The organism is Variovorax boronicumulans NBRC 103145 (genome assembly GCF_001591345.1).
GTDB classification, from domain to species: Bacteria; Pseudomonadota; Gammaproteobacteria; order Burkholderiales; family Burkholderiaceae_C; genus Variovorax; species Variovorax boronicumulans.
In genome coordinates, this window is sequence record NZ_BCUS01000002.1 from 66929 (window position 1) to 84724 (window position 17796).

The following is a 17796-nucleotide window of genomic DNA, read 5'->3' on the forward strand; positions in this document are numbered from 1 at the left end:
ATCCGAGCTTCTGCGTTGCCTGAGTCCTTTCAGGACGCGCAACAAGCCATCCTCCAGCGCCTCGACACGGTGACGCATGCCCTCGTGGCGCTCGCTCGCATCGCGGGCGCGCGGCTCACCCGCACACAGATGTGCGAGCGGCTGGGCGTCACCAGCCACACCATCACCTACCGCGTGCGCCGCGGCGACCTGCCCAAGCCCGGCGCCGATGGCCGTTGGCTGCTGGCCGAGCTCATCGAGTGGGAGTCACACATCGGGTAGCAACCGATCCAGTGTGCACCACAGATCGAGGGCGGAAAGAGGCCTTGGGGTCCTGCCATTCGCGCTCCTTCTCACCACGTCTCAGTCCGTCTCAACTTTTCTCATGGATTTGCGCAGCGTCTCAGGGGGGATTAATTCGTCTCACGTTCGGCGCAGATTCTCAAAGAATCTCAGGTTTTCTCATCTGCACGCCGCATCTTTCAAAGCCGTGGTCACGGAGGCACGCTTAGTATGTTTACAGCGGCTACGCCTCGAAAATACTCGTGCTTTCCGGGCTACCCCCCGGTGAAGGAGCGGATGTTTGGCATGCGAGCGGTCGTACCGCCGGCATGACGAAGGAACATCGCGATGAACCCGGCGTTGCACCGATGGCGGATGCGATGGCGAAGCTGCGGGCTACGACCGCCGAACCCCGCCGGTGTCGCTCCGATCCTTCCGGTGCCCGCTGGGCCGCCGCCCGCGGTTGTGGTGGAAGTGGCGGGCACGCCGGGTGTAGCCGAAAACACGAGTCCTGCACTGCCACCCGTGGTGCCGGGGCCTGGCTCACCGTTGGATGGCAGTGGAAGCGGCATTGAAACGCAGCGGTTCAGCGACAACGGGATGGCTACTTCAGTTTCATGAGGTAGCGAGTGAGCACCCAACCTGCCATCTCGAGGCCTTCTGAATCTCTCCAGACGACTTGTGTCCACGCGTCTGCAGACTGCACAAATTCGACAACGGCTCCCGCCGGAAGTTGGCCAACCACAGGCGAAAGCACCTTTCCATTCAAGTGAACAGTTAGGTCCTCCGTGGTGATCCTGCGCATGGCGGCATACGCTGGAGGGAACTCAAGCTTCTTGATTTCGCGTGCAATATCCTTTGCAAGAGCTTGCCGATCTTCATTCGCACTCACCTTGGAGAGTTTGTCTTTGACGTAAAAATCCCAATAGGGGGTGATCATGAAGAGGGCGATCATCAGAAGGATTGATAACGCTTGGAGGGGGTCTACCTTTTGGAAAAGCAATTCGGAAAAGCTCCGAAGTCCAAATTCGACGGTTCCATTCGCCTGTGCAACGGCATGTGAAGCTTCCGCGTTGGCTTCCTGCACCGCCCCGCGGAAAGAGTCATCTTGAATTTGGCCCGCTGCTGAACTGATGCTCTCTTGCAGTTCCGGCCACTGTGATCTCTTTAGAACGCCACTCGACGCCATGGCTTCGGAGATTGCGAGCCATCGGTTCATTGGGTTGTCTGCGTTCTCAGTTCCGAGAATTTTGGACACTCGTCCCGGCATGTCCAGCATGGAGCGGTACCAGTCAAGCTGCATCAGCCTAGCGGCCGGCGGAGAGACCAGTGCAGCCACGTTCTGCAGCTTGTTGGCGTTCAGGTAGGGAAACGCGACGTCGACAAGCATGCGCCGTGCACTCGCGGTTTGCTGGAACATGCGCTGGAGTTCGGTGGGTGTCTTGAATTGCTCTGCCAATGAACTCATCGCCTTTAACTGGTCCGCCGCGCGCTGCTGACTTGTTATCAGTTTTTCCAGTGGGGTACTTGTCAGCAGCAGGTTCAGCCTATTTTTCGCGTCATCCATAACTTCTCCTCGTTGCAAGGATGTTAGTTGCGATTGGTGGGCCCTCAGTAGGGTTCGCTTGCCTCGTTCTGCCTCGACACCATCACGCCCAGCAACGCCACTCCGGCGAAGCACTACCAAGGCCTTGGCGGCCACGGCGAGATGTGGCAGCTGACGGGTGCGATGCGGCGGCGGCACAACTGCCAAAGACGCCGGCGCGCCCGCCGCAAAGGGACACGACGTTTCGTGTCGCTGGGGGCGAGACGGCTTCGTGCAGGTGATGGTGTTACGGAGCCTGCGGAAGGTGCAGCACCCAGAGTTGCTGGGAGGGTGCGACTCATGGTCATACACAAGACCTGGCAGAGCTAAGGGCTCTCAAGAACCTGACTCGTGGTGCGGTTGGAAGACTTGGCGCCACTGCTGAGCCGGCTGTTGCCGCAACGATGAACCTCAACTTCAAATAGTCGGCGCCCCAATCCGCCGGTTGCGTCTGGCTACGAAACTAAGTGAGGGGTTTTCGAAACATGATGGGAAAAATTCGATTTTTGATATGAAGATACGAAACAATGCGGTGATTTTTCGTGACGGCGTGTACACTGAACCGTTAGCGAAGCATCAATGTGGAACACATCTCCGAAGTCCTGAAAATTCTTGACGGCGCGCTCAAGTCGAATGCGAGCCTGGCGATGAGCTACGCGGGCCTCTTGGCTGACAAGCTTCATGACCAAGGCGACCGCGCGCAAGCGCGAATGATCCGAGAACGGCTTGCTCGCGCGCCCGCTGCGGTTGCTTCGGCCCAGGATGCAGAGAGGGGAGTAAGTTTCTCAAGCCTGCCTGTCGATGGGGAAAGCAGGCTTCATACCGTGGATGTCAGTCAACCTCGTAGCGAAGATATTCATCTGGTGCTTCCGAATGCGCTCGAAAGGCGGGTTGAAGACTTTCTTTCTGGCGTGCGCCACTATGACCAACTCGCACGCGTTGGCGCGGCGCTTCCCAATCGGATGTTGGTATACGGTCCGCCAGGTACCGGAAAAACGCAACTGGTCAGGTGGCTGGCCGCACAATTGAACCTTCCTCTGCTGACGGTGCGCTGCGACACGCTGGTCAGCAGCCTGCTAGGGCAAACCAGTCGGAATCTTCGCCGTGTATTTGACTACGCGGAACATCGGCCATGCGTGCTTTTCTTGGATGAGTTCGACGCGCTTGCGGGTGCTCGGGGCAACGAGCGAGATGTGGGTGAACTGCAGCGCGTCGTGATTGCGCTGCTTCAAAACATGGACGCGCTCAGTGCGTCTACCGTTCTGGTTGCCGCAACGAACCACGAGCGACTCTTAGATGCAGCCGTTTGGCGCCGTTTCAGCTTTAACCTGCCGATGCCGCTGCCTGCTGATGACGCACGACGCGCCCTATGGGGGCGATTCTTGGGCACCATGGTTTCAGATCCGCAGGCCATCGAGGAGCTTGTCGCAGCCTCCCTTGGCGCGTCCGGTGCACTCATCGAGCAAGTCAGTCTGGATGGCAAGCGAGATGCGGTTCTCAAACATGCCGGATTGATCGATGTTCCCGGTCTGTTCCGTCGGTTGGGCATTTCGATGGCGCTGGCAAAGGGCGTTGCGCTGAGCACGGAGGAAGAAGAGATGCAGTGGCTGAGGCAATGGCAGCCGCAAGTGTTCACGCTTCGTGCGCTCGCTCATCTCTACGATACCTCGACGCGGCAGATTACAAATATCACCAAGGAGAAGGCAGATGGCAACTCGGAGGGAAGCGACGCCGCGTCGCGGCGCAAATCGAATCGAACCCGTCGCAAGTAATCCGTTTCAAAGAGTTGAGTTTCGAGCTACGGATCTCACGGGTGTGGCTCCCGGCGGGGACGGGCCCACTGAGTTTGTGGATGTCGATGCCCGGTATCGATTGCAACTGGTCCAATCGCTGGATCAAGCGTCCGCCCAAATGCATGCCGAAGTGCAGGCGTCGCGAAACAAGCTGGGAACGTTCATTCTTCGGCTTCGGCAGCAAGCCATTGCCAAGAGCCACCGCCCGATTCAGCTGATCGCTGAGACGGGCCTGTTGCCTGCAGGGCATGAGCAAATAGACGAAGTGCTGGTCGCCGCGCATGCCGGTAGCCTCACCACCTTGCGCGACGTAGTTCTTCGGCGCAACACGAAGGCAATTCGTGCGAACCTCAGCGCGATTACGATGATCGAGCCTTGGGGGGCCGAACGGCGTGTTCCTTCAGGACGTCAATCGTTGCGCGCGCGTGGTCGAGCCATCGTGCGCCTTTTTCGATACGGAAACGACCAAGCGAATGTGGCCGTCGAAGAAGCTGTTATCGATGAGCTTCGTGGGTTGCATCTGAACGTGCAGCACCTAGATGCGGCTGCGTTTGGATGGTCCATCTTTCGACTCGCAGGACTGGAGGATGCGTCAGATCAAGTCTTAGATCGCTTGTCGCTTCTGGCCGGGATTCGGCGAATCGCGCCAGAACCTATTGCGGAGCCTTCAGCAACGCGTACAGGAGCACCGTCCAGAGTCAGCGGCCCGTCGCCCGCGATAGGCCTTCCTCCAGATGGTCTACCGACGGTCGCCGTGTTTGACACTGGAGTGAGCGCGCAAGCGCAGCAACTTCAACCGTGGGTCGACGGCTTCGACACTTATGTGCTCCCGCCGGATACCGACTATGAGCACGGAACCCATGTGGCCTCATTGGTGACCAGTTCTCACACGATGAATGCCAACCACCCCGAGCTGCCTGCGTACGGGAGCTTGGTTTATGACGTCTGTGGTCTCGAAGCGGGAAGCGCGAATATTACAGACCTGATCGAGCGCCTGAAGGAAGCCATTCCGAAACGGCCCGATGTGAAGATTTGGAACTTGTCACTGGGCGTTCCTGTGCCTTGTGACGAGCAGTCCTTCAGCGAGTTTGCGATGGCGCTGGATCGACTGAGCGATCAACACGGCGTCTTGTTTGTGGTGGCTGCGGGAAACTATCTTCAACAACCGCGTCGGATTTGGCCGGCGGGGGCTCTCCTTCAGGACAGGATCGGCAGTCCTGCCGAATCGATACGGGCGTTGACTGTGGGCTCGGTGTGCCATGCTGCTGGGACCGACTCCCTGAATGCTGCGGGTGAGCCTGCAGCCTATTCTCGCCGGGGCCCGGGGCCGGTGTTCACGCCCAAACCGGACATCGTCCACGCGGGTGGCAATGTGCACACCCCTTGGAATACAGGCTCCTCCAGCATGGTTGTTCTCAGAGCAAACGACACCATGGGGCACAGCTTCGGGACGAGCTTTGCTGCACCGGTGGCTGCAACCATGGCCGCTCACGTGTGGCAATCGTTGGCGGGCGCAGGGCGAACACCGACGCCTTCGTTGGTTAAGGCGTTGATGATTCATGCTGCACAACTGTCCTCCACCGCCTATTCGCCTGCCGAGCGTCGCTACTTCGGGACCGGTTTGCCGTTGGATGTCATGGACTGTCTGTATGACACGCCAGACAGCTTCACCCTTCTATTTGAAACAAGTCTGGTGCCCGGTATGCGCTGGCGCAGGTCGCCTTATCCGCTGCCCGCTTCACTGATACACGAGGACAAGTTCCGCGGTGAAGTGATCATCACCTGTGTCTACGCGCCCCCCCTGGACTCCAATGCGGGGGCGGAGTATGTCCGTGCGAATGTCGAATTGAGCTTTGGTGTTTTGTCCGGTGACAACATCACCAGCAAGGTCCCCATGAAGGGCGAGGACTACACCGATGGTTATGAAGCGGCGCAGATTGAACATGGAGGCAAGTGGGCTCCGGTCAAGGTCCATCGAAAGGCGTTCCCTGGCGGGATTTCTGGCAGCGAATGGGCGCTACAGGCCCGTCCCTACCTTCGCGCCTTCGAGCCGCCGCTGACGCAGCCGATCCAAGCGTACATTGTGTGCACCTTGCGCAGCCTCTCGGGTGACATGTCCGTCCATGCTGACGGCCTAAGGGCACTGAATGCCACCAACTGGATCAGCAATTCGGTTCCCGTGCGAGTGCCTGTGCGGATTTAGGGAGCAGCCGCTGGCATCAGAAGGCGAGGGAATCTAACTGTGAGCACTGGAAACCAGAGCTACCGCATCATGGGAGGCCGTCCGGTCTTCACGACCCTCTGCAAGCGCTCCTATGCGTTGACCATTTGAGGCGTGCGAGATCCCGCGCTGGGCATTTCGCGGTAACGTTTCGCGAAGAGCGAAGCCTCTTTCTGCGCGAATGTCCACTTGGCCTTATCGATCTGATCGGCTTCGATTTTCATCAGGCGGTCCCAATAAAACTTGAAATGAGCGTTATCTGGTGACTCAATCATGTCCTCAAGGATGCTTGCAAGGCTCGCCAATGCGTCTTTTTTTCGATATAGATCAACCACATCGAGTCCGCTGATTGCTTGAGTCATGGCCGGATTCTCCGCGGTATTTTCGCGATTCAGCGCCATAACCCATTGACCGTGTGCGAGCTTGTTGCGCAACATGCTGGGGTCAAAAATATACTCATCAATCAACGTGTTGAGCTTCTGACGCACATTAGGGACATGGCTGCTCTTGGGCGAAACTACGAGCATCAGTGTGAGCTCCGCGCATTTGGTCCATCCGGCTTTGACTCCGTTCGAAGTAATCGCCTTCTTTATCTGGCTAATGTGTCCCAAATTTAACCCATACGGTGTATGAATGAGTTTGGAGAAGGTCGCTTCTGCCAGCGCGCAATAGAGCAGTGCGAGAAATTTTGTATTGATCGAAGTTGCGTGGACATTCTTCGCGCGAATCGAATCATTCAACTGGCGGTTTGTGTGTTTCCAAGCGCGTTCTAGTTCCCGCACGTTTTCTGTTTGAGCTTGAAAAACCGCCAGGCGCTCATTGTTATTGATCGTCACACATTCCCCTCCACCGGTAGCTACAAGGCACTTCGGTAAATGCCCTCTAGCTACCTGGAATCGAACCAGGATCTCACCTTGAAAGGCGCGTCTTTGCCAAATTAGACGACAGCTCCGTCACTGAATGTATCTGTTTTTAACTGCTACCGCTACTTCGGATTAGAACTGCAAGGTGCCGCGCTGAGCTCGAAGGTGGAGCAGGTGGCGAGTCGGTTCTTGTCCCAGCGATGCCTGCGTCGGCGGCTGTTCGGGGCTTGGGCGCTCGAAGTCTCGACGCCCGCTGTAGACCCTCTCGTGCGTCTTCAAGGGAGTGAGCATCGCGTGTTTTGGCCGCTATGCAGCCTTGAAGGCAATGATCTTTGCTCACTGGCGCAACTGGTTCAGGCGGTCGGCTCACGAATGCATCATCTTGCGACGCTTGACTACGAACTCCGCGCGATCGTCGGTGGCGCCGAGCGGCCAGCTCTTCCCATGTACGAGCAGCGCCTTGATGCCGCTCTTGGCTTCAAGTGTGTGCTGAACACAACAGGGCAAAGCCTGCTGATGGCGATGACCCGGGCTGCTTGCTGATGAGGTCACGTAATCGGCCAGCCAAACGGATTTGGGGGCATCGTAGGGGGCATCGACGCTGGGCTGATTTCTTGATCGGCAGCATTCATGCGCTGTGCAGCCCGAAATGCTGCCGCCTCCCTCCCCAGATTCAAGCCCCTGTAGCAGCCTTGCTACAGGGGCTTTGTCTTTGGGCCGCCCATGCGCCTCATGGCGCCCGCTGCGGCCCCCCGCACCCCCTGCGCTGCAGCACCGGCAGCAACTGCGGTCCCAGCGACTTCAGCAGCTGCGTCGGCAGCGCGCTCGTGAACCGATGACGGGCGGCGTGGGGCTCGTGCACGTAGGCCAGGATCGTGCCGAAGTAGCGGTCGCCGATCATGAACACGAAGGTGGCCGAGCGGTCGATCTTGCGCTGCGAAATTACCCGTCCGCCGCGGCCGGTCTGTTCGTAGCGATGGTCGCCGGTGCCGGTCTTGCCGCCGATCTCGAGGGCGCGGCCGCTCTCGTCCACCAGCGCGCCCTTCAGCCGCCGCGCAGTGCCGTCGTTCACCACCTCGACCAAGGCCCGGCGCACCGTGGCGGCCACCTCGGCGGGTAGCACCTGCTGTGCGCTCGCATGGCGCGGCTCCAGCCGTGTCTCGTAGGGCGTGTCGCGCGCGAAGTGCAAGGCGCCGACCCGTTGCGTGGGCAGCCGCACGCCGTCGTTCGCGAGGATGCCCATCAGCTCCGCCAGGGCGGCCGGCCGGTCGCCCGACGCGCCGATCGCGCTCGCATACGACGGCGTCAGCGACGCGAACGGGTAACCCACGCGCTGCCATGAGCGGTGGATCTGTGCAAAGGCGTCGAGTTCGATCAGCTCGCGCAGGCGCCTGTCCTGCGCGCTCTTGTGGCGCGTCTTGAAGAGCCAGGCGTAGACCTCCTGGCGTTCGCGCACGCTTGCGTCCAGCACCTCGGTCAGCGAGGCGCCGGGGTGACGCCGCAGGTAGCCGACCAGCCAGAGCTCCAGCGGATGCACGCGCGCGACATACCCGCGATCGGCCAGCGACAGGCCGGCGCAGGTGCGGCGCAGCGCCCCCAATGCGCGCGGCGAGTCGGCGCCGCGGCCCAGCCGCTGCACCAGGAGCGCGTCGAGCCGTGCGTCGTCGGCCTCGGGCTCGATGGTGAAGAGCACGCTCGCCAGGCGCGGTGCCGACGGCCTCAGGCCGCGCAGCAACAGCGCCTCGGCGTCCGCGGCCGGCAGGTGCTGGTACTTGCGATGGAAGCGGGTGAGGAAGGCCGAACCTTCGCGGTCGGCAAAGCGCGCGAGCAGTTCGCGCCGGCCCGGGTCGGCAGGGTCCTTCAGTAGGCGCTCGGCGCCCGACGCGCCACCGAACATGCGGTGGCGCACCAGGTCGCGCATCAGGCGGATGAACACCAGGTTGACCGAATGCTTGAAGCCTTCGCGCACGGTCATCGAACTGCTGTTGCGCGAGCGTTCGAAGTTCTCGAACTGGTGCAGGCCGCCGCCGGTGAAGAAGGCCTCGCCCGGGTTCGCCGAGTACTTGCGCTCCATCGCCGCCTCCAGCATCGGCGCAAGACGCCGATCCTTGGCGCGCAGGAGGTACTGCCGGGCCCACATGCCCAGCGGGTCGCGCGGGTTCGGCGCCAGTGCCGACAGCTGGGCCGGGCTCAGGTCGACCCAGCCCGCGTGCAGCTCGGCCACGAGCTCCAAGTAGCTCACCAGGGTGCGCAGCTTGGCGGTCGAGCCCAGGTCCAGCCGCGCGCCCTGGTTCACGTCGAACGGCTGGTCGATGTTGTCGGCCTGGATACGCAGCAGGTTGCTCCCGGCGCTGCGCTCGAACAGCGTGAAGCTGTAGATCAGCGGGCTGGGGTCGGCGCCCGGGTCGAGCATGTGGGAGCCCACCAGCCCCGCGGCCTTCGTCGCGGCGGGCGTGCGCAGGCCGGCCAGCACGCGCGCCACGAGCGCCTGTGCTTCACCGTCCAGGCTGGTCTCGGCCTCGAGATCGAGGCGCTCCAGGTCGTAGGCCCGCGGCACGTCGAGCAGCGTGCCGATGTGGGTGCGCAGCGCGGTCGCGGCCTTGCGCTGCACGAAGTCGGGCCGGGGCGTCGGCGGCAGCGGCGGCTGCAGGTGCAAGGACAGCGGCAGCGCCGCGTCGCGCAGCGTGGGCGAGATCAGGCCGGCCTCGGCCATCAGCCGCAGGTAGCTGTCGGTCAGCCGCGCCAAGCTGGCGCCGTCGCCGAGCAGGTGCTGCGACGGGCGGCGCTGCGCGATCATCAGCGACAGCGCCTGTTTGAAGGCCTCGGCCTGTTGCCGCAGCGCCTCGTCCGTGGGCGCTGCCGCCTCTTCCGCCTGGTCGGCGAGCAGGCGGTTGATTTCACCGAAGTCGCGCCCGTACCAGGCCCACAGGCCGTCGCCCAGGCCGTGCACCTCGCCCATGCCCGGTCGCGCGGCCAGCGGCACGGTGTCGAGGTAGTCGACGACGATCTGGCGGCGCCGCGCCTGCGTGTCGTCGCCGTCCTGGTAGGCGCGCAGCGAGGCCGACGCCATCTGGCGCAACTTGTCGCCGACCGACCCGGTGCGGCCCTGCGGCGAATGGCGGTACTTCTCGAGCTGGGTGGCCAGCGTGCTGCCGCCCGTCGCCGTCTGGCCCAGGCCGACCGCGCGCAGCGCCTGCTCGAGCGCCGCCTTCGCGAAGCGTTCCGGATCGATCGCGGGGTTGCGCTGCAGCGGCTGCGCGTCCAGCAGGTGGCGGTCCTCGACGAACAGCAGGGCGCTCACCAGCAGCGGCGGCACCTCCTCAAAGCGCTCGTAGGCGCGCTTGGGCACGCGGGTGTGCAGCAGCGCCGTGTCCCGGCAGTCGCGCACGGTCAGGCCGGCCTGGTTTTTCTCGCGGTAGGGCGCGAAGAGCCCGTAGTCCTGCAGTTCGATCAGCCGCGGCGACATGCGGGCCTGGCGGGTGACGACATAGCCCTGCGGCGCCAGGCGGTCGATGTAGCCCGGCAGCTGGTGGTAGCCCAGCCGCTCGTCGTAGGGCCCGGTCCGGGGAAAGCGGATGGCGTCGCTGGCACCGTCTTCGACGCTGAAGCGGGCGCCCTCGGCCAGGTCGCGCCACAGGGCCGATTGCAGCCGGGACGTCTTCAATTCGTCCAGCACGAACAGGGCAAGCCCGCCTCCCACGGCGAGTCCCGCGCCGATCCAGACAAGCTTCTTGAACCAAGTCATGCTCTGCCTCGCGAACAGTCCACACCATGGGTTCGTCAGTGACGATGATGCGCTTTTTGAGGCGATTTGGCATGCGTGCGACGACGCAATCGGCCGGAGTCATGCCCTCCCGCCGCGCGGCAGAAGAGGTACCTCGACACACATGGCGCATGTCGATCTGCACGGACGTGCGGATCTATCTCAGGGCGAACTGACCTGCTAACCCTTCACGACCCCGGACACCCCACTAGTCGTCGGAATCCTGCGGGCCCGCCAGCAGCCCGAGCACCAACCCGCCGAGGACGATGGCCAGGGCAAGAATCAGCGATGCCTCTGCGAGTAGTCTCATGGTGTCCTGCAATGAATCTCCCCCTCACGATGTGCCCGCCATTGAACGTGCGTTCGCTGACTGGCGGCTGAGTGCGGAAGCAGAAGGGTTTTGTGCGGGGCTTCAGCCTGTCTTCAGGTAAGGCGCGGATACTGGCGGCGACGGTCTTCTGGCGTTGGTAGAGGACGCTTCGGCACCCGCCCTTCGGGGTGGTTCCTCGAGGCCGGAGGTCGTCACGGTTTTTTCGTCGCGCGGGCGCATGCTCAGGCCCGCGCGCTTTCGCCGAGCCACACCGGCTCGTTCGAGGTGTCGGGGAAGTCCGCGGTGTCGATCAGCGGCGCCTCGTCGACCTCCGACGCGCGCCGCGCGGCCGGCGCCATGTGCCGCAGTTCGTAGCCGCGCCCATACACCGAGACCAGCACGAACTCGCCGCCCTTGTGCAGCGACAGCTTGCGACGGATGCTGGCCACGCAGCAGTCCAGCGTGCGGCTCGTGCGTTCGATGCGCGCATCCACCCACAGCGAGGCCAGCAGCCAGTCGCGCTCCAGCAGCCGGCCGGCGTTGCGAAACAGCAGCAGCGCCAGTTCGAACTCGCGCGGCTTCAGGCGCACCTCGGTGCCGTGGCACACCACCACGCGGCGCTCGCCCAGGAACTGGTAGTCGCCGAAGCACGCGGCCGTGGCGTGCGGCTGCAGCAGCGTGCGGTTGCGCCGCAGCGATTCGCGCACGCGCAACTCCACCTCGAACTCGTCGACGGGCAGCACCGCGAAGTCGATGCTCGCGCCCTGCGTCTCGCCGCCCGCGGCCGACAGCACGTCGACCAGCAGGTCGCGCTGCGAGGCGCGTGCCACCAGAAAAATGGGAATGCGCAGCGCGCGGCACATCGCCGTGAGGATCGGCCAGGCGCCTTCGTCCTTCAGCACCACCAGCAGCAGGCCGAACTGCAGGCCCTGGGTGATCGCCAGCAGGAAGTCCGTGCTGTCGTCGAAGCACACGGGATCGCAGCCCATCAGGCGCAGGCGGTTGCCCCAGCCGGCCTGCTGCGCCTCGTCGCAGCCCACCATCGCGATGCGGCGCGCGCCCTGCTGCGCGGCCATCACGCGCGGGCTCCCCGGCGTGCGACCTTCTCGTGGCGGGGCGTTGGCGTGGCAGGAGAGGTCTTCATGTCGGTGGCATCCATGCGAAGGTGGTGAAGGGCGTCCCGGGGCGATGGCGTGGGCTCAGGGGCGGGCGGCGGCCGTGCTGCGCGGCAGCTTCCAGCCGATGCCCGCGTTGAAGCCCCAGTCCCGGCCCGTGCTGGACACACCCATGCCCCAGGCCATGTCGCCGTCGTCCGAGCTGCGCTTGAAGCCCAGCGCCGCGGCCGAATAGCCCCGGTAGCTGCCGAAGGCCAGGCCGATCGACTGTTCGCCCGGCCGGTACGTCGGCACGTAGGCGGCCGACATGGCAATGGCCATGGCCGCGCCCGAGTAGGCGATGCGCGCCGTTTCGCCGACGGCCGCGCGCACCGGGTGCAGCTGGCCCAGGTTGATGGCGTCGTCCGGGCGCACGGCGGGTGCCAGTTCGAAGGCATGGGCGCCGGCGCACGCGAGCCACAGCATCAGCACCCGCAGGATCGCGGTGCGTCGGGGGGCGAAGCGTGCGGATGCGTTCACGGCTGCTGTTTCAGCCGGCGGCCAGCCGGGTGCCGGCGCCGGGTTGCGTCTTGCGCACGCCGTCGGGGCCGTAGAAGGGTTGGGCGCGGGCCTGCAGGAAGTGCAGCGCCTGCTGCGTGAAGTCCAGGTGCGCGTACACCAGCGTGCCGTTGTGCAGGTTGCGGTTGCGCGCGTCTTCGGCGAGCGCGAGCAGTTCGCTCCAGGCCTGGCGCGTCGGCGCACCGCCCGCTGCAGCGGCGGCATCCGCACCCGCGCGGCCGGGCCCGAAGCCCAGCGCCGCCTGCAGCGATTCACGCTGCCGGTCGAGTTCGGCCATGCGGTCCAGCAGCGCGGTCTTGCGGCCGGCGATGCCGTTCAGTGCGTCGAAGACGCTGTCCGACATGGCCTGCGCCTCTTCGTCCAGCACCGCGAGAAATTCCTCGATGCAGCCCGCTTCCGCGCGCAGGTGCGCCAGCAAGGTGCTCATGCCTCGCCCTTCGGTGCGAGCAGCTCGCGCACGCTGGCCAGCAGGCCGTCGGCGATGCGCTCGGGGCGGATCTCGTAGCGGCCGGCGCGGATGTCCTCGCGGATCGCGGCCACGCGCGCGGCGTCGAAATCGCTGCCCCCCCCGGCGGCGGGCATCGCATGGACGAGCGCGGAAACGGGCGCCGCTTCCTTCGGGCGCTGCACGGACTCGGCGGACGTCGACGGAGCCGGTGCGCCCGGCGCGGGCGTGCGGTGCAGGGGCGTGGCCGAAGGGGCGGTGGGATCGATTTTCAAGGTGATTCCTCAGGGGCTAACCCGTATATCGGCAGCCGGTGCAAGAACTTTAGGAAGGGCGTGCATGAAGTGAAGCCTGCGCCAACGCGGCGGCCGCTACTGCACCAGCCGGACCTGTCCTTCCTCGTCGGCCACGCCCCGGATCACCCGGCCGTCCAGCGTCCTGGCCTGCACCACCGCGCCCACCGCGGCGCCGCTCAGGGCCTTGGCCTCGGTGCTGACGACAAAGCCCGGTCCCTGCGCCACCACCTTCACGGCCTGGCCCTGCTGGATCACGGCGACGCCGCGCAGCAGCTCCTTGCGGATCGGGGCGCCGGGCGCGACGCGGTTGGCGCTCACCACCCCGACCAGTTCGGCCGCGCTGGTGACCACCGAGCGCGGCAGCCGCGTGAGGTCGCCGGTGCGCTCGACCACGTCGCCCGCGCCCAGTGCCCGGCCCGCGTCGATGGCGCGCGCGGCCACCAGGTAGCGGCCCTCGACCGCGACACGCGCCTGCACGAAGCGCGTCCACGGCCGCTCGGCATGGCAACGCACGCCCACCGAGAGGCGGCCCCACGGCGTGACGCCCGGCGGCAGGAACACCTCGGGGGCTTCGCACGGGGGCAGGGCATCGGTGCCGCGCCCTTCGAGGCTGGCCGTCACCTTGCCCGGCAGGCCGGCGCTCTGCACCTGGAGGTAGGTCTCGACCGCCTTCGCAGCCGTGTCGCCTGCGATCGCACCGGTCGACACCGCGCACGACAGCCCCATCGCGCAGGCAGTGCGCAGCAGGTGTTGGCGAAGCGGCGAGAGGGTCATCGAAAGCGAAAGAAGAGGGCCAGAAAAATGAGGTCGCCGGTGCAGGAAAGCCGCAACCGGCGCCCCTGGATTCTTATGAATTCACCCCGCCGGCGAAGGTGCGAGCAGCAGGCGAAACCCCCCTTTGTTCGGACGATTGCCAACGCGCCGCATGCATAGACTTGCTTTCCATCGGTCGCTGCGCCCCGTGCACTGGCGACGCCTCAACAGATGGAACAAAGATGATCGACAAGCTGGATGCGGCGTTTCGCTTCCACCGCGAAGCGCTCCATCTCCGGGCCCAGCGCCAGGAGGTGCTCGCGGCCAACATCGCCCATGCCGACACGCCGAACTACAAGGCGCGCGACTTCGACTTCGGCGCGCGCCTGAGCGAGGCCGTCGAGCGCGGCCGCGCCGCATCGTCGGTGTCGATGGCCACCACCTCGTCGCGCCACCTCGCGGGCCAGGCGCAGGCCACGGCCGGCGACGACCTGCTGTACCGCGTGCCGCACCAGTCCAGCCTCGACGGCAACACGGTCGAGATGGACGTCGAACGCGTCGCCTTCGCCGACAACGCGCTGCGCTACGAGTCGAACCTGACCCTCATCAACGCCAAGATCAAGTCGCTCCTGTCGGCGGTACAGCCATGAACATCTTCGACGTGGCGGGCTCCGCCATGACCGCGCAATCGCAGCGCATGAACGTGACCGCGAGCAACCTCGCCAATGCCGAGAGCGTGGCCGGCCCCGACGGCCAGCCCTACCGCGCCAAGCAGGTGGTGTTCGAGGTGGCGGCTTCGGGTCGCCGCGACATCGGCGGCGTCAAGGTGGCGGGTGTCATCGAAGACCCGTCGCCCGCCAAGCTGGTGTTCGACCCCAAGAGCCCGCACGCCAACGCCGAGGGCTACGTGGCGATGCCCAACGTCAACGTGGTCGAGGAGATGACAAACATGATCTCGGCCTCGCGCAGCTACCAGGCCAACGTCGAGGTGCTCAACACGGCCAAGACGCTGATGGTCAAGACGCTGACCATCGGCCAGTAACCCACGCACGCCCACGCGCCTCCCGCAGGAAGAACCCCGATCCCATGGCCCTTTCCGACACCTCGTCCATCAGCGGGCTGAACGCGCCCACGGCGGCGAACAGCAACAACAACGTGTCCAGCGCCGACAGCGAGCAGCGCTTTCTCAAGCTGCTCGTCACGCAGCTGAACAACCAGGACCCGCTCAACCCGATGCAGAACGCCGAGCTCACCTCGCAGCTCGCGCAGATGAGCACCGTGAGCGGCATCGAGAAGCTCAACGCCACGCTCTCGGGCCTCGTCAACCAGACCGGTGCCAACCAGCTGCTGCAGGCCACCTCGCTCATCGGCTACAACGTGCTGTCGCCCGGCGACGTGCTCACCACCAAGAAGCCCGAGGACGGCAAGGACCCCGCCACGCAGGCCTTCGCCGTGCAGCTGCCGGGCACCGCCGCCGACGTCGAGATCAAGATTGTCGACAGCACCGGCAAGGTGATCCGCACGCTCGACGCGGGCGCCATGAAGGAAGGCGTCAACGCCGTCACCTGGGACGGCAAGGACGACCTGGGCGTGGTCGTGCCGCCGGGCGCCTACCGCTTCACGGTCGATGCCAGCAACAACGGCACGACGGTGAAGGCCACCGCGCTCACCTTCTCGCAGGTGGCCGCCGTGAAGCAGGGCGCCGGCGGCGTCACGCTGGAGCTGGCCTCGGGCGCCAGCATCGGGCTGGGCGACGTGCGCCTGTTCCTCTGAGCTTTCGTCTTCGTCTTCGGCGTGGCCCGTGCGGGCCGCGCCCTTCGCACTCTTCTTCCTCGCACCGAACAAGGACCCCCTCATGAGTTTCTCCCAAGGCATCAGCGGACTCGGCGTGGCCGCGGCCAACCTCGACGTCATCGGCAACAACATCGCCAACTCGGGCACGGTGGGCTACAAGTCGGCCGCCGCCACCTTCCAGGACGTGTACGCCGGCTCGCGCGTGGGCCTGGGCGCCTCGGTGTCGGGCGTGACGCAGAACTTCACGCAGGGCGTGACGCAGTCGAGCACGCGCCCGCTGGACGTGGCCATCCTCAACGGCGACGGCTTCTTTCGCCTGGCCAGCCCCAGCGGCGAGGTCTTCTACTCGCGCAACGGCCAGTTCACGCGCGACAAGGACGGCTACATCGTCAACGCGCAGGGCCTGCAGCTCACCGGCTACGGCGCCAACGCCAGCGGTGGCATCAGCGGCGGCACGCCGGGGCCGATCCAGGTGCAGGGCGGCATGATGCCGCCCAAGCCCACGGCCAACATCGACGCGCAGTTCAACCTCGACGCGCGCAGCACGGTGCCCACCAAGACGCCGTTCAACCCCACCGACGCGGCCACCTACAACTACCCGAACGCCATCGGGCCCATCTACGACTCGCTGGGCAACCCGCATGACGTGGCCGTGTACTTCGTGAAGACCGCGGCCAACACCTGGAAGGTGTACGGCACCTCTGACGGCGCGCCGCTGAACGGCGGCGCCGCGCTGTCCAACGTCACGTTCGACGCCAAGGGCGTCATGACCGCGCCGGCTTCGGGCGCGTTCAACATCGGGCCGCTCACCTTCACCAACGGCGCCTCGCCGCTCACCGCCTCGGTCGACCTCACGGGCACCACGCAGTTCGGCAGCGCCAACGGCATGAGCAAGCTGGGCCAGGACGGCTACAAGTCGGGCGAACTCACCGCGTTCTCGATCAACCCCGACGGCACCATCACCGGCAAGTTCTCCAACGAGCAGACGCGCCTGCTGGGCCAGGTCGTGCTGTCGTCGTTCGCCAACCCGAACGGCCTGGAGCCCAAGGGCAACAACGTGTGGGCCGAGACGCAGGCCTCGGGCAACGCGCTCACCGGCACGCCGGGCGAAGGCACCAAGGCCGGCTCGCTGGCCTCGGGCGCGCTGGAGTCGTCCAACGTCGACCTGACCTCCGAGCTGGTGAACCTCATCGTCGCGCAGCGCAACTACCAGGCCAACGCGCAGACCGTGAAGACGCAGGACCAGGTCATGCAGACGCTCATGAACATCCGCTGAGCAGGAGCACTTCGTGGATCGAATGCTGTATGTCGCCATGAGCGGCGCCAAGCAGGCCATGGAGCAGCAGGCCGTGGTCGCCAACAACATGGCGAACGTCTCGACGCCGGGTTTCCGCGCGCAGATCGCGACCTTCCGCGCCGTGCCCGTGGTCGGCGAAGAAGCGCCCACGCGCGCCTTCGTCGCCGCGACCACGCCCGGCGCCGACTTCACCCACGGCCCGCTCACGCAGACCGGCCGCGCGCTCGACGTGGCCGTGGGCGGCCAGGGCTGGCTGGTGGTGCAGGCGGCCGACGGCGGCGAGGCCTACACGCGCGTCGGCAACCTGCAGATCGGCGCCGACGGCCAGCTCACGACGATGGGCGGGCGCCCCGTGGTGGGCGACAACGGCGCGCTCACCGTGCCGCCGGGTTCGGCCGTGAGCATTGCGTCCAACGGCCTCGTGGGTTCGCGCGACGCGGCTTCGACCACGCTCACCGGCATCGCCGAGGTGGGCCGGCTCAAGCTGGTCAATCCGCCGACGACCGACCTCGTGCGCGGCGACGACGGCCTGTTCCGCATGCGCGCCGACCTGCCGCCGGCCGAGGCCGACGAGGCCGTCACGCTCATCTCCGGCGCCATCGAGGGCAGCAACGTGCAGCCGGTCGATGCCATGGTGGCCATGATCGCCAACGCCCGCAGCTTCGAGATGCAGATGAAGTCGCTGCAGACCGCCGACATCAACGCGCAGACCGCCAACAAGCTGCTGGCCTACGGCTGACCC

The 17796-nt window shown here is 65.1% G+C and carries 17 protein-coding genes and 1 tRNA gene; 9 read left to right on the plus strand and 9 right to left on the minus strand.

Annotation, left to right across the window (positions count from 1 at the left end; translation table 11 throughout):
- The first annotated feature begins 15 nt into the window (after nucleotides 1-15).
- Complete coding sequence (locus tag VBO01S_RS01140; RefSeq protein ID WP_062469200.1) at nucleotides 16-261, plus strand: helix-turn-helix transcriptional regulator; 246 nt, start codon at nucleotides 16-18, stop codon at nucleotides 259-261.
- Nucleotides 262-865: 604 nt separating this feature from the next.
- Here the strand turns inward: VBO01S_RS01140 and VBO01S_RS01145 are convergent.
- Entirely contained in the window at nucleotides 866-1828 is a 963-nt protein-coding gene (locus VBO01S_RS01145) for an SH3 domain-containing protein (RefSeq protein ID WP_062469202.1), read from the minus strand.
- Between the two features lie 599 nt (nucleotides 1829-2427).
- Here VBO01S_RS01145 and iteA point away from each other — a divergent pair.
- On the plus strand, nucleotides 2428-3618 hold the full coding sequence (iteA, locus tag VBO01S_RS01150; protein WP_062469205.1) for an anti-phage ATPase IteA: 1191 nt from the start codon (nucleotides 2428-2430) through the stop codon (nucleotides 3616-3618).
- Nucleotides 3554-5842: a S8 family anti-phage peptidase IteS gene (gene iteS, locus VBO01S_RS01155; protein WP_062469208.1), complete on the plus strand. Its 2289-nt coding sequence runs from the start codon at nucleotides 3554-3556 to the stop codon at nucleotides 5840-5842. The genes iteA and iteS overlap by 65 nt, the downstream gene beginning before the upstream one ends.
- A gap of 110 nt (nucleotides 5843-5952) precedes the next feature.
- Here iteS and VBO01S_RS32170 read toward each other — a convergent pair whose 3' ends face one another.
- Nucleotides 5953-6696 (minus strand): hypothetical protein, encoded by a 744-nt coding sequence (locus VBO01S_RS32170; protein WP_157627249.1) that lies wholly within the window; start codon nucleotides 6694-6696, stop codon nucleotides 5953-5955.
- Between the two features lie 45 nt (nucleotides 6697-6741).
- Nucleotides 6742-6812 (minus strand) — tRNA-OTHER (locus VBO01S_RS01165).
- Nucleotides 6813-7017: 205 nt separating this feature from the next.
- Between VBO01S_RS01165 and VBO01S_RS32175 the strand changes: the two genes are divergently transcribed.
- Nucleotides 7018-7266, plus strand: coding sequence for a hypothetical protein (locus tag VBO01S_RS32175; protein WP_157627250.1), 249 nt, complete (start codon nucleotides 7018-7020; stop codon nucleotides 7264-7266).
- A 187-nt stretch (nucleotides 7267-7453) separates the two neighbouring features.
- On the opposite strand, the gene VBO01S_RS01170 is transcribed toward VBO01S_RS32175, so the two are convergent.
- From VBO01S_RS01170 to flgA, 6 genes are all read right to left on the minus strand, one after another.
- Complete coding sequence (locus tag VBO01S_RS01170; RefSeq protein ID WP_062469215.1) at nucleotides 7454-10468, minus strand: transglycosylase domain-containing protein; 3015 nt, start codon at nucleotides 10466-10468, stop codon at nucleotides 7454-7456.
- A gap of 570 nt (nucleotides 10469-11038) precedes the next feature.
- The gene (locus tag VBO01S_RS01175) at nucleotides 11039-11872 is read right to left on the minus strand and encodes a response regulator transcription factor (protein WP_062469218.1); all 834 of its coding nucleotides are present in this window, start codon (nucleotides 11870-11872) and stop codon (nucleotides 11039-11041) included.
- Between the two features lie 123 nt (nucleotides 11873-11995).
- Nucleotides 11996-12430 carry a YadA-like family protein gene (locus VBO01S_RS01180; RefSeq protein ID WP_062469221.1) on the minus strand — a complete coding sequence of 145 codons (435 nt, stop codon included), beginning with the start codon at nucleotides 12428-12430 and terminating at the stop codon, nucleotides 11996-11998.
- A gap of 10 nt (nucleotides 12431-12440) precedes the next feature.
- Nucleotides 12441-12896: a flagella synthesis protein FlgN gene (locus VBO01S_RS01185; protein WP_255221026.1), complete on the minus strand. Its 456-nt coding sequence runs from the start codon at nucleotides 12894-12896 to the stop codon at nucleotides 12441-12443.
- Complete coding sequence (gene flgM / locus VBO01S_RS01190; protein ID WP_062469223.1) at nucleotides 12893-13189, minus strand: flagellar biosynthesis anti-sigma factor FlgM; 297 nt, start codon at nucleotides 13187-13189, stop codon at nucleotides 12893-12895. The genes VBO01S_RS01185 and flgM overlap by 4 nt, the downstream gene beginning before the upstream one ends.
- Nucleotides 13190-13285: 96 nt before the next feature.
- Nucleotides 13286-13984: a flagellar basal body P-ring formation chaperone FlgA gene (gene flgA / locus VBO01S_RS01195; protein ID WP_062469226.1), complete on the minus strand. Its 699-nt coding sequence runs from the start codon at nucleotides 13982-13984 to the stop codon at nucleotides 13286-13288.
- A 221-nt stretch (nucleotides 13985-14205) separates the two neighbouring features.
- Between flgA and flgB the strand changes: the two genes are divergently transcribed.
- From flgB to VBO01S_RS01220, 5 genes are all read left to right on the plus strand, one after another.
- Nucleotides 14206-14613: a flagellar basal body rod protein FlgB gene (gene flgB, locus VBO01S_RS01200; RefSeq protein WP_062469229.1), complete on the plus strand. Its 408-nt coding sequence runs from the start codon at nucleotides 14206-14208 to the stop codon at nucleotides 14611-14613.
- Nucleotides 14610-15005, plus strand: coding sequence for a flagellar basal body rod protein FlgC (gene flgC, locus VBO01S_RS01205; protein ID WP_062469232.1), 396 nt, complete (start codon nucleotides 14610-14612; stop codon nucleotides 15003-15005). The genes flgB and flgC overlap by 4 nt, the downstream gene beginning before the upstream one ends.
- Nucleotides 15006-15049: 44 nt before the next feature.
- On the plus strand, nucleotides 15050-15736 hold the full coding sequence (locus VBO01S_RS01210; protein WP_062469236.1) for a flagellar hook assembly protein FlgD: 687 nt from the start codon (nucleotides 15050-15052) through the stop codon (nucleotides 15734-15736).
- Between the two features lie 82 nt (nucleotides 15737-15818).
- Nucleotides 15819-17033, plus strand: coding sequence for a flagellar hook protein FlgE (gene flgE / locus VBO01S_RS01215; RefSeq protein WP_062469239.1), 1215 nt, complete (start codon nucleotides 15819-15821; stop codon nucleotides 17031-17033).
- Between the two features lie 13 nt (nucleotides 17034-17046).
- Complete coding sequence (locus tag VBO01S_RS01220) at nucleotides 17047-17793, plus strand: flagellar basal body rod protein FlgF (RefSeq protein WP_062469242.1); 747 nt, start codon at nucleotides 17047-17049, stop codon at nucleotides 17791-17793.
- Nucleotides 17794-17796: the final 3 nt, after the last annotated feature.

Coding starts and splice junctions, on each gene's coding strand:
- flgC (WP_062469232.1), top strand. CDS start 14,610: ATGAACATCTTCGACGTGGCGGGCTCCGCCATGACCGCGCAATCGCAG.
- VBO01S_RS01170 (WP_062469215.1), bottom strand. CDS start 10,468: ATGACTTGGTTCAAGAAGCTTGTCTGGATCGGCGCGGGACTCGCCGTG.
- flgA (WP_062469226.1), bottom strand. CDS start 13,984: ATGACCCTCTCGCCGCTTCGCCAACACCTGCTGCGCACTGCCTGCGCG.
- iteS (WP_062469208.1), top strand. CDS start 3,554: ATGGCAACTCGGAGGGAAGCGACGCCGCGTCGCGGCGCAAATCGAATC.
- flgB (WP_062469229.1), top strand. CDS start 14,206: ATGATCGACAAGCTGGATGCGGCGTTTCGCTTCCACCGCGAAGCGCTC.
- VBO01S_RS01175 (WP_062469218.1), bottom strand. CDS start 11,872: ATGGCCGCGCAGCAGGGCGCGCGCCGCATCGCGATGGTGGGCTGCGAC.
- VBO01S_RS01185 (WP_255221026.1), bottom strand. CDS start 12,896: ATGAGCACCTTGCTGGCGCACCTGCGCGCGGAAGCGGGCTGCATCGAG.
- flgE (WP_062469239.1), top strand. CDS start 15,819: ATGAGTTTCTCCCAAGGCATCAGCGGACTCGGCGTGGCCGCGGCCAAC.
- VBO01S_RS01145 (WP_062469202.1), bottom strand. CDS start 1,828: ATGGATGACGCGAAAAATAGGCTGAACCTGCTGCTGACAAGTACCCCA.
- VBO01S_RS01210 (WP_062469236.1), top strand. CDS start 15,050: ATGGCCCTTTCCGACACCTCGTCCATCAGCGGGCTGAACGCGCCCACG.